The organism is Labrenzia sp. THAF35, assembly GCF_009363595.1.
GTDB lineage: Bacteria > Pseudomonadota > Alphaproteobacteria > Rhizobiales > Stappiaceae > Roseibium > Roseibium algicola.
This window is the reverse complement of record NZ_CP045380.1, coordinates 557,182-570,156: the sequence shown is the minus strand read 5'-3', so window position 1 is coordinate 570,156 and position 12,975 is coordinate 557,182. Positions and strand designations below refer to the sequence as shown.

13 protein-coding genes are annotated in these 12,975 nt (G+C 60.2%); 7 read left to right on the top strand and 6 right to left on the bottom strand.

The window, feature by feature from the left end:
- The first annotated feature begins 25 nt into the window (after positions 1-25).
- On the top strand, positions 26-487 hold the full coding sequence (locus tag FIU93_RS02645; protein ID WP_022999657.1) for a VOC family protein: 462 nt from the start codon (positions 26-28) through the stop codon (positions 485-487).
- 138 nt (positions 488-625) lie between these two features.
- Positions 626-2,041: a carotenoid oxygenase family protein gene (locus tag FIU93_RS02640; protein WP_173017250.1), complete on the top strand. Its 1,416-nt coding sequence runs from the start codon at positions 626-628 to the stop codon at positions 2,039-2,041.
- A gap of 19 nt (positions 2,042-2,060) precedes the next feature.
- Here the strand turns inward: FIU93_RS02640 and FIU93_RS02635 are convergent, their stop codons facing one another.
- Positions 2,061-3,260, bottom strand: a complete 1,200-nt coding sequence (locus FIU93_RS02635; protein WP_152504759.1) for a hypothetical protein — start codon at positions 3,258-3,260, stop codon at positions 2,061-2,063.
- A gap of 266 nt (positions 3,261-3,526) precedes the next feature.
- On the opposite strand from FIU93_RS02635, the gene panC reads away from it, so the two are divergent.
- The 3 genes from panC to FIU93_RS02620 all read left to right on the top strand — a co-directional run bounded on the left by panC (position 3,527) and on the right by FIU93_RS02620 (position 6,537).
- The gene (panC, locus tag FIU93_RS02630) at positions 3,527-4,378 is read left to right on the top strand and encodes a pantoate--beta-alanine ligase (protein WP_173017426.1); all 852 of its coding nucleotides are present in this window, start codon (positions 3,527-3,529) and stop codon (positions 4,376-4,378) included.
- Between the two features lie 36 nt (positions 4,379-4,414).
- A complete protein-coding gene (gene panB, locus FIU93_RS02625) occupies positions 4,415-5,224 on the top strand; it encodes a 3-methyl-2-oxobutanoate hydroxymethyltransferase (protein ID WP_152504757.1) in 810 nt (269 codons plus the stop codon).
- A 248-nt stretch (positions 5,225-5,472) separates the two neighbouring features.
- Positions 5,473-6,537, top strand: coding sequence for a trifunctional transcriptional activator/DNA repair protein Ada/methylated-DNA--[protein]-cysteine S-methyltransferase (locus tag FIU93_RS02620; protein WP_152504756.1), 1,065 nt, complete (start codon positions 5,473-5,475; stop codon positions 6,535-6,537).
- Positions 6,538-6,572: 35 nt separating this feature from the next.
- Here the strand turns inward: FIU93_RS02620 and FIU93_RS02615 are convergent, their stop codons facing one another.
- Genes FIU93_RS02615 through FIU93_RS02595 form a run of 5 tightly spaced genes read right to left on the bottom strand, consistent with a single transcriptional unit; the run spans position 6,573 to position 9,674 of the window.
- A complete protein-coding gene (locus tag FIU93_RS02615; RefSeq protein ID WP_286202398.1) occupies positions 6,573-7,691 on the bottom strand; it encodes a TonB family protein in 1,119 nt (372 codons plus the stop codon).
- Complete coding sequence (locus tag FIU93_RS02610) at positions 7,688-8,086, bottom strand: biopolymer transporter ExbD (RefSeq protein ID WP_075284450.1); 399 nt, start codon at positions 8,084-8,086, stop codon at positions 7,688-7,690. The genes FIU93_RS02615 and FIU93_RS02610 overlap by 4 nt, the downstream gene beginning before the upstream one ends.
- Positions 8,087-8,094: 8 nt before the next feature.
- The gene (locus FIU93_RS02605; protein WP_062490614.1) at positions 8,095-8,469 is read right to left on the bottom strand and encodes a biopolymer transporter ExbD; all 375 of its coding nucleotides are present in this window, start codon (positions 8,467-8,469) and stop codon (positions 8,095-8,097) included.
- Complete coding sequence (locus tag FIU93_RS02600; RefSeq protein WP_209010268.1) at positions 8,459-9,172, bottom strand: MotA/TolQ/ExbB proton channel family protein; 714 nt, start codon at positions 9,170-9,172, stop codon at positions 8,459-8,461. The genes FIU93_RS02605 and FIU93_RS02600 overlap by 11 nt, the downstream gene beginning before the upstream one ends.
- Positions 9,173-9,194: 22 nt before the next feature.
- The gene (locus FIU93_RS02595; RefSeq protein WP_152504754.1) at positions 9,195-9,674 is read right to left on the bottom strand and encodes a hypothetical protein; all 480 of its coding nucleotides are present in this window, start codon (positions 9,672-9,674) and stop codon (positions 9,195-9,197) included.
- A gap of 801 nt (positions 9,675-10,475) precedes the next feature.
- On the opposite strand from FIU93_RS02595, the gene FIU93_RS02590 reads away from it, so the two are divergent.
- Both FIU93_RS02590 and FIU93_RS02585 read left to right on the top strand, forming a co-directional pair.
- Positions 10,476-11,612, top strand: a complete 1,137-nt coding sequence (locus FIU93_RS02590) for an iron-containing alcohol dehydrogenase (RefSeq protein WP_152504753.1) — start codon at positions 10,476-10,478, stop codon at positions 11,610-11,612.
- A 339-nt stretch (positions 11,613-11,951) separates the two neighbouring features.
- Positions 11,952-12,809, top strand: coding sequence for a hypothetical protein (locus tag FIU93_RS02585; RefSeq protein ID WP_145903644.1), 858 nt, complete (start codon positions 11,952-11,954; stop codon positions 12,807-12,809).
- The last annotated feature ends 166 nt before the right edge of the window (positions 12,810-12,975 follow it).

The window sequence follows — 12,975 nt, the reverse complement described above, 5'->3', positions numbered from 1 at the left end:
TCTCCCGGAACATGGAGACCACGCGATGTCAGTACAAGTTTTCACCGGATTTCATCACTCTGCGATCCGCTCCCCGGACCTTCAGCGTTCCGTTTCCTTTTATGAGGAAATCGGTTTCCACCAGGTGCACGACTGGAGACTGCCGAGCTATGGCATCGATCGCGCGATAATGATGCAGGCACCCGACAGGAAAAGCTGGATCGAATTGTTCGACCTGAGGGCCGAGATCCCGATGCAAGGTGTTGGTGCGCAGCAGGGGCAAAAGGTTTCGACAGGTGCGCTCGCACACCTCTGCTTGAGCGTGACGGATCTTGATCAGGCTTGCGTGCGGATTGTCGAAGCCGGTGCAAGGCATCTGCACGGCCCGGAAGCACTGACACTAGGCCAACCCGAAGTGCGGGTTCGCAACGCAATCTTTGAAGGGCCGGCCGGCGAGATCATCGAACTCTTGCAGCCGGTCCGCTTCCCTGGCGACCAGCCGGCCTAGGGAAAATCAGAAATTTCAACGACAGCATTTTGCCCCACGCGTGTGGACAGCGGGTCCGCCGCAGTTGACCCCCATGATGGTTCCGGCAATCCTTCATCCTGACGCGGGGATTTTCGCTGCGGTGAGGGGGAGATGTGCATGAGCCGGGAACGCATCACGGAAACAATCGCCTGGCAGTCGGCCGATCCGCATCTGACCGGCAATTTTGCGCCAATCGGCAGCGAGATCGATGCGGAGGGACTGGAAGTGATCTCCGGGCGCATTCCAGAAGATCTGCTGGGAACATATATCCGCAACGGCCCCAACCCTCGCTATGAGCCCGTCTCCTACAATTATCCGCTGGAAGGCGACGGCATGTTGCACGCGATCCGCTTTGAAGGCGGAAAGGCGAGCTACCGCAATCGCTATGTGCGCACCCGCGGTTTCGAGATCGAGCATCAGGCAGGTCACGCGGTCTTCGGCGGCGTGATGACGCCGCGCCCTGTTGATCCTGCCTTGCTGGGGCCGGAGGACGATCCGGACAATCCTTTCAAGGCGTCCGCCTTCATTGGCGTGATGCAGCACGGCGGCCAGTTGCTCGCCCTTGGCGAGTGCGAACCGGCCTGGGAGATCGGCCCGGATCTGGAAACGCGCGGCCCCTGGACGGCAGGCACCAATGCGCCGATCCTGATGGGGGCACACAACAGGGTTCATCCGGTTACCGGCGATCTCTATGCCCTCAGTTACGACTTCGCCTCGCCCACGGTCACGCTTCATCACGTTGGCCGCGACGGCAAGCTGCGCCGAAGCTTCGATATCACCCTGGCAGCGCCGAGCATGATCCACGACTTCGTGCTGACCGAGCGCCACCTGGTGCTGCTGATCGGCCCGCTGGTTTTCGACATGGAAGCGATGATGTCCGGCGGATCCATGCTGCAATGGAAGCCGGAGATGGGAACGCGCATTGCCGTGCAGCCGCTGGATAGCGGTGCTGTGACCTGGTACGAGGCCGAGCCGTTTTTCGTCTTCCACTTTGCCAACGGTTTCGAGCGCGGCAGCGACATCGTCATCGACTATGTGCGTCACCAGAAACTCTATCTTGGGTATGGCGAACCCAACACCCAGCCGCCGACACTTCAGCGCCTGTTGCTGGACACGGGAACGGGCCGGGTGCGTGAGCAGGCCTGGTTCGACAAGGTGGCGGAGTTCCCGAGGATCGATGACCGCAGGAATGCGCTTGCGGCACGCTATGTCTATTCCCCGACCCTGACCGACACGTTGACCGGTGGAAACGGCGCATCGGCGACATTCAACTGCCTGTTGCGGATCGATACGGAAACCGGGGATGTCAGCGCTCATGACTTCGGCAACCGCATCGCCGGTGAAGCTGTGTTCATTCCGCGTGGTGAGGCCGAAACCGCCGGCTGGCTGGCAACATATCTCTATGATCCCGAAACGCAGACGAGCGAATTCGTGCTCCTGGACGCTGAAGGGGTCGGCGATGAACCGGTCGTCCGACTGCGTCTGCCGCAACGGGTGCCGCAGGGCCTGCACGGAACCTGGGTCCCGGGCTAGGAGCGCGCGTCGAGGCCCGTTAATCCCGCCCCTTGTCCCAGGCCTTGAGCTGGTCTACGGCCTGTTTGGGGCCAAGGGTCAGGCGGTAGAAGTCGAAAAGACCCGGACGCACCGAGGCGAAAAAGTAATTGAAGTGAAGCGCAAAGAAGCGAAAGCGCAGGTAGCGGAACCTCTTTGCGGTCATTCGGTCCGGAATGCACACGCTGTACCGTCTGGGTTCCGGCAACGTCTCGCCCGATTTGTTCTGGTGCGCATAACGCGCCACGGGCGTGGTGCGGCCACCGCAGAGCGGGTCATGCGGACCGTAAAGATCCGTCCAGTCGACACCGGACCGTGCCACCGCCGTCATGGCATCGCCAAAGCCGTCTTGCGCCCCGAACCCGCCGAGGCAATCGAACGCCGGTCCCATCGTGACAAAAGAGAAGCCGCCTGGGCGCCGTACGATGTCCGGCTGCCGGCGCAGGACAGCTGCAAGAATGTAGATCGCCACGAACGTGCCGCAGCTGTGCGACACGAACACCAGGTCGGTATCTTCGTCCGCTTCCGCGGCCGCGGCAACGATGAGGTCGGCGCTTTCTTCGATACGGGCGAGCATTTCGGGGTGGTTGTTCCGGGCAAGCCGGGCCATGAAGTGCCAACTGTTGACCAGGTACCGGAAGTAGGACTTGGGTTCCAGCCAGGTCATGAGGAGGTAAACCGCGAGCATCCACGCCGCGCTGCCTCCCAGCAACACGGACCAGGCGATTTCTTCGGCATGGCCTTGGCGTACCGCCGCGCCCACATTGCGCAGAATGACCGGTGCCAGAAGAATGGGTGGCAGCAGGCTGGCCAGGAAATAGAGAAGCAGTCCTACGGGGGGATAAAGACAGAAGACCCCATGCGCCCAGTTGCTTTTCAGTGCAGCCCGATATCCGCCCGCTTGGGCGATCATCATGAAGGACCGGATGGCATCCGCAATCGTGCGCGGCCAGGAGCGCCGAAAATCGGCCTTGATGACGTCCCGCCAGCCAAGCTGCACAAACGTTGTCTCGACACGGCTGTCCGGCCAGTCGACATGCCCGCTCCAACTGGTCGTGGTGCCGCCAGGATCAAGACCTTCGCTGAGCTGGGAAAGGGCACCGTTCACCTTCCGAATCTTCAGGAAGGTGTCGAACTCCTTGCGGAGCAACGGGAAGCAGTAACGGGCCGGACGCAAATCATAGCCAGGAAAATAGATCACCAGTCGGTTCAGGCGGTTCTTTATTTTTCTCTCCTGACAATACTGCTCGTTTAGCCGGTCTTTGCGAGCCGGCTATTATTCTTGTTCGGACAGGCTCCATCGACTTCCCCAGCCTGCGGGTCCAGCATGCACCAAACGACATGGAGGCGGCACCTGGCAAGGTCTGTTCCCCTCTTTGCCCACTGGACTTTCGTTTCGCCGTCACTATGCTGCACCTGCGAAAAGAAACCCCGGGCGGGAAACGGGGTCGCGGGAGGATGAAACAGATGATCATCTGCCGGACGAAGGCGGAGATGCGCGAAGCCGTGCGAGGCTGGAAACGCGCGGGTGAAACCGTCGGGGTGGTGCCGACAATGGGCTATTTGCATGAGGGCCATCTCGGCCTTGTGCGCATGGCGCGGCAAAAGGCAGACCGCGTGGTTGCCACCATTTTCGTCAACCCCACCCAGTTTGGCGCCAATGAGGATCTGTCGACCTATCCGCGTGATGAAGCGCGTGATCTGGCGCTTCTGGAGGCGGAAGGCACCGACGCCGTGTTTCTGCCGAGCGTTGAGGAAATGTACGGCGCTGGCGGAGATACCTACGTCGAGGTTCCGGGCCTCTCCGCCATTTTGCAGGGCGCTCTCAGGCCCGGTCATTTCCGGGGTGTCTCTACGGTCGTTACCAAGCTCTTCAACATTGTCACGCCGGATTTCGCTGTCTTCGGCGAGAAGGATTATCAGCAGCTCACCTTGATCCGGCAGATGGTTCGCGATCTCGATATGCCGCTGGAAATCGTGCCGCACAAGACGGTGCGTGAGGCAGACGGGCTCGCGATGTCGTCACGCAACGTTCGCCTGACTGCGGCGCACCGGGCCGCGGCTGTCCAGCTCAGCCGGTCGCTCAGCGCTGCGGAAGAACTCGCGAAATCGGCCCCGGCAATTTCGGCTCTGGAGGCTGCTGTCCGAAAAAGCCTTGCCGAAGCGCCCTCGGGAAAGGTGGAAAGCGTCGACATTCGCGATGCGGAAACCCTTGAAGAGCTTTCCGGCATGCTTGACCGCCCGGCCGTGGTGCTGCTGGCCGTGCGCTTCGGCACTGTTCTCCTGATCGACCAGCGGGTGATTGCACCCGCCACCTGATAATCCGTCTCAAGCCCCTTATCGAAAGGACGCCGCATGAGCACCCAGAAATCCGTTCGCCGCATCACGGCCCCGCAGATCACCCGCCGCAAGGGCGGAGACCCCATCGTCTCGCTGACCTCCTATCACGCGCATACGGCGGCCATCGTCGACAAATACGCTGATTTCATCCTGGTGGGTGACAGCCTCGGCATGGTCATGCACGGCATGGAATCCACCGTCGGTGTCTCGCTGGAACTGATGATCATGCACGGCAAGGCCGTGGTACGCGGCACCAGCCGGGCGCTGGTGGTGGTCGACATGCCCTTCGGCACCTATGAGGAAAGCCCTTCGGTCGCCTTCCGCAACGCTGCCCGCGTGATGAAGGAAACCCAGTGCGGGGCCGTAAAGCTTGAAGGTGGCGCCCGCATGGCCGAAACCATCCGCTTCCTGAGCGAGCGAGGCATTCCGGTGATGGCCCACATCGGCCTGACACCGCAATCGGTCAACGTCATGGGCGGTTTCAAGACACAAGGGCGCGACGAGGACAGCTGGGCCAGCCACGAAGAAGACGCAAGAGCCGTTGCCGAGGCCGGTGCTTTCGCGCTGGTTCTGGAAGGCATGGTCGAGCCGCTGGCGGCGAGGATCACCAAACAGATCGCGATACCGACCATCGGCATCGGAGCGTCCGCGGAGTGCGACGGTCAGATCCTGGTGCTGGAGGACATGCTCGGCCTTAATCCGACGCCGCCGAAATTCGTCAAGGTCTATGGCAATCTTGGCGGCCAGATCGAGGCAGCGGTGAAAGCCTATTCGGAAGAGGTCAAGGACCGCAGCTTCCCCGGTGAGAGCGAGGTTTACCGGTAGAGGCCAGTTTCTCACCTCTCGGTTGGTCATCCCGGACGCAGTGAAACGGAGATCCGGGATCGGTGCGCCCGTGCTTTGCCTTTTGAACGCGTGCCCGCGTCGTTCTCCGGTGGCTCTCCGATCCCGGCTCGCGCTGCGCTTGGCCGGGATGACGACGGAAAGGTTGGTTTTCCGGCGCTAACCGATGGAATGAAATTAACGCCCGATTTCCGGCTGCAATGAATTCTCGCCAGGCGTAAGGTCGGGTCATGCTTATGACCCGACCCAGTTTCGACACGCTCTACGAAGCGCTTCTGAACCGTGATCCCTCGTACGACGGACGCGTTTTTGTCTGTGTAGCTTCTACCGGAATTTTCTGCCGGCTGACCTGTCCGGCGCGCAAGCCGAAGCGGGAGAACTGCACCTTCCATGACACCGTGTCCGAATGTTTTGACGCCGGCTTCCGCCCTTGCAAGCGCTGCCGTCCGACCACGCCGGAGGCCACTGCCGACCCGGTGGTGAAGCCGTTGATCGAGGCACTGGAAAAGCGTCCATCCTACCGCTGGGGCGAACCGGATCTCGTGCGCATGGGGTTCGACCCTTCAACGGTGCGCCGGGCCTTCAAGCGGCATTTCGGCATGACCTTTCTGGAAATGGCACGCCAGCGGCGCCTGCAGGAAGGGTTCTCGACACTTGCCGACGGCGGCAAGGTGATCGATGCGCAGATCACCGCCGGGTTCGACTCGCCGAGCGCGTTTCGCGAAGCCTTCGCCAGGATTCTTGGCCAGTCTCCCGGGGTCTTTTCCGCCAAGCCCCTGCTTTTCGCCGACTGGGTGGCATCGCCGCTCGGTCCGCTGATTGCCGTCACCGACAGGACCCAGTTGCATCTGTTGGAATTTCTCGACCGAAAGGCCTTTCCGACAGAATTCAGGAAGCTGCAGACCTACGCCAAGGGTGAGATCGGCTTTGGGCGAACGGAGGTCACCGACCAGATCCAGGGAGAACTCGATCGTTTCTTTGCCGGAACCGGCGGTCAATTCCAGACAAGGCTTGCTCTACACGGTTCTGCCTTCACGCGGGATGTCTGGCGCGAACTGCTGACCATTCCGCCTGGCGAGACACGCAGCTATTCCGAACTGGCAAGGGCGCTGGGGAGGCCGGAAGCCGTGCGGGCGGTTGCCCGGGCCAATGGCGCCAACCAACTGGCTCTCGTCGTGCCGTGCCACCGGGTCATCGGCGCGGACGGCTCCCTCACCGGGTATGGTGGGGGGCTCTGGCGCAAGCAACGCCTGATCGAACTGGAGCAGAGCTACCGGCAGACCCCTGCTGCTTGACGGTGCTTGCCTTGCCCTCGTTTTGGTTCGGCGTGTTAGCGATCGAAGCGGACTGGCACCTGCATGTTCATGCGCGCAACACGAATATCACCCGGAAACTTGGGCATGGGCGAAGCCCTGCGCACCATGTCGAGCGCGGCCTGGTCCAGCACCGGGTGCCCGGAGGACCGGGTCACGCGAATGCCGGAAACAGCGCCGTTGGATGAAATCGTGAAGCCGACACTCACCGTTCCCTCCAGTCTCTGACGTTTCGCTTCACGGGGATAACGTTTTGCGCGGCGCAGTTTGGCCACCACCTTGCCCTGATAATTGGACGTTGCTTTGGTGCCGCCATCCTTGGTGCGGGCATCCGCCCGGCCATTGGTGTTGGATTTCGCGCTCTGGCTGGTGACGCGTTCACCACCCTTTCGGGCGCTGGTTTCCGCACCCTTCCTCTGCGCTTTCACAACCTTCTTGGGTTTTTCCCGCTTTTCGGTCTTGGGGGCTTCCGCATTTCGCACTGGCGGCTTGGGCTTGCGGTTCGGTGTCTGCGTGACCTCGGCCAGCGGATCGGCAACTGGCTGTTGCACTTCGGTTTGCGGGTCCACCGGCTGAACTGTCTCAACCGGTGCGGCTGGCTCCATCCGTGCAACTTCGACAGGTTTTTGCTCCGGTGCCGGCTCGACTGGGTCGACCGGCTTGACCGGTTCCGGTGTGACACTGCCCTGCAACGTTTCGGACACCGTCGCCACCTCCGGCGTTGTCGCCGGCGCTTTCACCGGTGCCAATGAAGTAACGCCTGCGACCATCGGAACGGACGGAACAGGTTCTGAAGCTGGCGTGTCAGGCACTGCCTCGGCAACGGCCGGGCTTGGCTGGACCTCTACCGGTTTTACCGGTGTGCCGGACCGCACCTCGGGCTTTGCGGTGTCCACCTGTACTTCTTCGATTGGCTCTACGTCCGGCTTCACGTCCTCGACAGGCTGAGGATCGGCTACGGCATCCACTTGTGCTCCGGCTACAAGATCCTCGATGGACCCGATCACCGAAACGCTGCCGCCTTCAGAAGCTGCAATGGAGATCTCATTCGGATCTTTCGCGAAAAAGGCGGCGCCGGTGCCGTGCAGCACCAGAGAAAGGATGGCCCCGGCAGCCAGGAAACGCGCGAAACTCACTTCGAGCCTCTTCTTGTTATGAGCACGATGTCGGTGCGTCCGGCATCCTTCAGCTCGCGCAACACCTTTTCCAGGGCGTCCGCCTTCAGCGTGCCGTCCGCAGCCACCTTGATCGGGCCGTCTGTACCGCCTGGCTCTTCTTGCTGCGCAAGCCAGTCGGCAACGCCGACTTCGGCCTCTCCGGCAAAGGTGCGGCCTTGCGGGTCAACAATGAGTGCGCCGGTGGACCGGATGGTCTCGTCTTCCAGTATGTTCAGCGGCGGTTCGATTTTCCTGGCATCGTCCCGGGCAACCGACCCTGCAAACAGGAAGAAGATCAGCATCAGGAAAACGACGTTGATCAGCGGAATGGTGTTTTCCGGCGGTTCGCGGCGCTGTGGGGATTTCATGCGCATGAGGTCACCTATTGTCCCGTCACCAGAACGCTCTTCAGCCCGCTTCTGCGAACCTCGGACATGACATCAACCACGTCCTGGACGTTTGCATCCGGGCCGGACCAGATCGCGACGACACTGTTTTCCTTGAGCGCGGAAAACAGTTCCGCCATGTCCGCCTTCATCAGGGGGCGGCCATTCAGGTCCAGCTTTTCCGAGGTGTGAATACGCAGGTAGGCGGGCCTTTGCGCCGCGCCGCCACCTTCAGCACCGCTGGAAATGTCCAGCGACTGGTACCGTGTGAAGCTGGACGCCAGCATGAAGAACAGCAGCAGCAGGAAGATGACGTCGATCAGCGAGGTCAGGCCGACGGGCTTGCGCCGCACTCTTGCTTTAAACTGCATGCCTCGTCTCCGAAGCCTCCAGGGCCACGATCCGGGCCGCACCGCGTTCGGCGATCGCCCCGGTGAAGAACGCCGTGACCAGCGCTTCCATCTCGGATTGCTCCGCCTCGATACGGCTGTCAAACCAGCCGACAATGGCCGACACGGGTATTGCGACCGAAAGACCGACGGCGGTCGTCAGCAAGGCTACCCAGATTCCACCGGCGAGAACGGAAGGGTCCACCGCCGCGCCGGCGCCCTGCATGGCCTGAAAGGCCTCGATCATGCCGAGTACGGTCCCCAGAAGGCCGATCAGCGGTGCTGTCTGCGCGATCATGTCGAGCGGGCGAAGGTATGCCCTCAGCGTGTTGATCCGTTGAATGCAGATCCGCTCGACGTCCTCTTTCAGAATCTCGGTCCTGATGTTGCCGCGAGCGCTGCCCTGCACGAGCTTCAGCATGATGTCGGCAACGACTGATTTTCCACCGGCCGCCATCGTTTTCGCTTCCTGAGGCCGGCCGTCCAGCCAAAGGTCCAGCGCCTTGCGGGCGATACCGAAACGGCCGACACCCAGATACAAGAACTGCAGCAGCTTGGCGGCAATCAGCGCTGCCGCCACCAGGGAAAGGGCAAGCAGGAACAACACCACCGGGCCGCCCTGATCGACGAGGCCGGTCAACGGAGACAGGAAGTGCGGCAGGGCCGCGGTAGGGACATCAGGCATTTTGATCACGCTTGGGTTTTTATCAGAGGATCAGGTCGATTTCCGACCGCGAGTCGATCCGCAGCAGCGGCAGGCAGTCCTGTTGGGCGGTGTCCTGAAGGTCACAGGCGCGCACCTCGTTCACAAGGACGCGAGAGATGCCGGTACAGTCTCCCTTGGCAACGTCATATTGCCGGACACGCGTCTTGCCGGTGGGGAGATCGCCGAAGTCGATCGCCGCATAGCCGGAAACGCCGTCAGACGTGTCGAACATCACCAGGTCGAGGCCAAGGGCGTCTACGGGTGTTGGCAAGGTGTTGCGGATGACGAAGGTCAACCGGCAGGACCCGTTGACCGTCTCCGCATCGTTCAACTGGACGGAGATCGCTTCGCTTGTCTTGGAGGCGGTTTGGGACGCTGCTTGAGACGCCGATTGCGCGTTGGCTGCGGCAGCAAACTGACTGCTCAGCATCAAGGCGAGCGCAACCGCCCGAACCGGCGCCGAAACCAAAGATCTCTTCATCCCTTCGCTCTCCCGTTGCGGCTCGCGGCCTGGCTCCGGAAAAGAACTCCGACCGCGCGCCATTCGAGTTAAAGACTTGTCTCCAGGGCAGCACGTGGGTGGCATCGGCGAAGCCGGATGGGGGTATCAATCCGCGAAAAGGGCTGTCCCGTCGGGACGCACGAAACGCACGATTGGCTTTCAGAACTGCTGGAGATTTTTGAAGGCTGAGGCGGTCTGCGCGATCATCATCAAGACCGTCGCTGCCCTGGCTAATCGATCTTTACACCGAAAGCAGCGGGTGAGGGAACCGGTCCGGATTAAAAAAGTTGAATTTTTAGTTCAGAATTTAAACGGGTCGCAGGCGATGCCGGGACACAGACCGTTTCAGCGCCTGCCAGGCGAGCCCGCAGGCCGCAGACTTGCCGTCCTGAAGTACCTTTCAGAGCACTCGTCAGAAGACTGGCAGATGAAGGTCGGTGGAATGGAAAGCGCTTGTGGGCGCAGTTAAACCCGATGGAAGCACGCAAGCCGCCAGTTCGCTGCTGACCCTTGGCGGATGAGCCGTTGCCAGTCGTCCGTTGCCAGTCATCCGTTGCCATCGATCGCCGAAATGACAGTAAGCAAACCAAGTCTGTCTCTCTCGAGAGAAACGGCATTGCGGGAAGCGTCAATTCTCTTCTCGTTATACCCGAATTGAAAGAGAGTGGATTTACAGGTCACATTTAGAGTTTATCTTGCGGCGAACCAAAAATATTCGCCCAAATGGCTAGCCTTCAATCCGGATCGGTTTCCATTGGGCATATCAGCAAAGGGAGCGGCATGCCTCTGATCAATTACGTAACCCGGGTCCAGTTCGGTTTTGGCGAGCTTGCCACGTTGAAGGAGGAACTGGCGCTCGCCGGAATTTCTCGCCCGCTCGTAGTGACGGACAAGGGCGTGCGCGGGCTCGGATTTCTCGACAAGATTGAAGCCGTCCTCGGCAAGGAGCTGGCAGGCGTTTACGACGAGACCCCCGGCAACCCGAATGAGGCGGCCGTTCGTGTCGCGACTGACTTGTTCAAAGAGGTTGAAGCCGACGGAATTATCGCCATTGGTGGCGGATCGGCGATCGATCTTGCAAAGGCGGTTGCCATCCTCGCCGCACATGGTGGCGCCCTGAAGACCTATGCGGTCATCGAGGGGGGCCTGCAAAAAATCACGGCCAAAACCTGGCCGACCATCGCCATTCCGACAACGTCAGGCACCGGTAGCGAAGTTGGACGCGGGGCGATTGTGATACTGGATGATGGCCGAAAAGTCGGCTTGCTGTCTCCATTCCTTGTTCCGAAAGCCGCGATTGTCGATCCGGAATTGACCATGACGCAGCCGCCCGTTTTGACTGCAGCCACTGGAATGGACGCGATCTCGCACTGCATCGAGACCTATCTTGCCCCGCCCTTCAATCCGCCGGCAGACGGCATCGCACTTGAAGGACTGCGCCGCGCCTGGGCGAATATCCGCAAGGCGACGGAAACACCGGATGACAAGAACGCCCGCGCCAACATGGCAATCGCCGCAACCATGGGCGCGATGGCCTTCCAAAAAGGGCTGGGCTGTGTGCACAGCCTCAGTCATGCGCTCGGCGGGCTCAATCCGAAACTGCACCACGGGACCTTGAACGCGGTGTTCATGCCTGCGGTTCTGGAATTCAACAAGGCGGCCCCGACATCCGTCAGCGAGAACAAGTATGCCCGGTTGGCCGATGCCATGGGGCTGGCTACCGGAACGGATATCGGCGCGGCAATCAAGGAGATGACGGCGGCCATCGGGTTGCCCGTCAGCCTGTCGGAGCTGGGTGTTTCCGAAGATCTCTTCGACCGCATCATTCAGGGGGCGTTGGCCGACCACAGCCACAAGACCAACCCCATTGACGCAACCGCCGACGACTATCTCAGGATGCTGCAAGCCTCTTACTAACAGCGGGTGTTGGGACCGTCTCTGAAACTCCCTTGAGCGCTCTCCGGACCACAGCACCGCCCAGAATCGCCCAGAAACGCGGTGTCGGTATTTATGGAAGCTGGTGGTCCGGAATGCGTCCCCATTTTGGTCGTTCGTCGGCTTTCCGTTTGCTCCCAAAAGCCATCATTCATCGCATACGGATTGACCGTTCATTTCGCGTCGGGTGAAGGTGCTATGGGTAGGACCTTCTAAACCTTACCAGGTGCGCTATTTTCAAAGGCAGGGAGTTACCGACAATGCGCGGATCACATATATTGGTCTGAAGCATGAGCGACCAGAAAGAGACCGGAGACTGATGTGTCACCAAGTAAGGGCCGCGTTGAAAGACTGATTGACAGGATAGGCGCTGAATTTCAGTCTCATCTCATCGACTTGCGGAACACCTCCACAGTCTTTGATATTCAAGACGGCGCCGTTCAAAAGATGATCTCACGCGAAGCGCCATTTGGTGTCATTGGGATCAAGATCCTGGTGCGCAATCCCGGAGACGTAAATCGTCTTTTTGAGCACCAATGGAATTTCAGTATTGGGATCACCGGATGTGAATTCACGCTTTTGGACGTCGATTACCAGAACGACGTTTTGGTTGGTGATGCGAATTCAGCCGAATTCGTTGGGCACGAACACATTGCCTACAAGTCGGTTGAACACATGATTGCCTTTCATGGCGATGAGTTCGGCATAGGAAAGGTCTTCATCGAAAAAATTGGCACTTTCTGCCCCAGCCTGCTTGAAAAGCCACCATTGTTTTTTCGAATGCCGCGCAGGGCAGCACCCGCCTACAGATACACAGAAGCACCCCAGGCCATTCGCGAGGAGGTGGGCCTATCGCTTGATGGCGGCATGCTTCTGATTGAGGCGATGATCAAAGAACATGGGATTGCCCCTTATACGATCCTTCTGTCCTTCCATTCTGACGAAAACTTCTGGCTGGTTGACCTCCCAGAAACGCTTGTCGACCGGTACCAGCACGGCCTCATTGATCCGAGCCTTGGTGAACACCATTCAAATCTTGAGGTTGGGGTATCCATTACAGCGGAAGCCCTGAGGAACAGGGTTCGGCAGAAGCCAAACAGCGCTGAGCGTGATAATGGCGTCTTTTTCTCCATGTCCGGAAGCGGTTCTGCGTCAGGTTATTTGAGCGGACTGAATTGACTTTCCGTTGGCTGGGGTCATCTCTGTTGCAGTGAGAAGGCGCGCAATTCCCGACAACCTATTCTCTGACACGATCCGGACCTTGGCTGCGTGGCGCACCAATGTCCGCTTCGCTTATCGCTGCGGCCATTACCCGACGGTCCGCTGCCGTTCATCGGTGGAACTG

Coding starts and splice junctions, on each gene's coding strand:
- FIU93_RS02645 (WP_022999657.1), top strand. CDS start 26: ATGTCAGTACAAGTTTTCACCGGATTTCATCACTCTGCGATCCGCTCC.
- FIU93_RS02640 (WP_173017250.1), top strand. CDS start 626: ATGAGCCGGGAACGCATCACGGAAACAATCGCCTGGCAGTCGGCCGAT.
- panC (WP_173017426.1), top strand. CDS start 3,527: ATGATCATCTGCCGGACGAAGGCGGAGATGCGCGAAGCCGTGCGAGGC.
- panB (WP_152504757.1), top strand. CDS start 4,415: ATGAGCACCCAGAAATCCGTTCGCCGCATCACGGCCCCGCAGATCACC.
- FIU93_RS02620 (WP_152504756.1), top strand. CDS start 5,473: ATGCTTATGACCCGACCCAGTTTCGACACGCTCTACGAAGCGCTTCTG.
- FIU93_RS02610 (WP_075284450.1), bottom strand. CDS start 8,086: ATGCGCATGAAATCCCCACAGCGCCGCGAACCGCCGGAAAACACCATT.
- FIU93_RS02605 (WP_062490614.1), bottom strand. CDS start 8,469: ATGCAGTTTAAAGCAAGAGTGCGGCGCAAGCCCGTCGGCCTGACCTCG.
- FIU93_RS02600 (WP_209010268.1), bottom strand. CDS start 9,172: ATGCCTGATGTCCCTACCGCGGCCCTGCCGCACTTCCTGTCTCCGTTG.
- FIU93_RS02595 (WP_152504754.1), bottom strand. CDS start 9,674: ATGAAGAGATCTTTGGTTTCGGCGCCGGTTCGGGCGGTTGCGCTCGCC.
- FIU93_RS02590 (WP_152504753.1), top strand. CDS start 10,476: ATGCCTCTGATCAATTACGTAACCCGGGTCCAGTTCGGTTTTGGCGAG.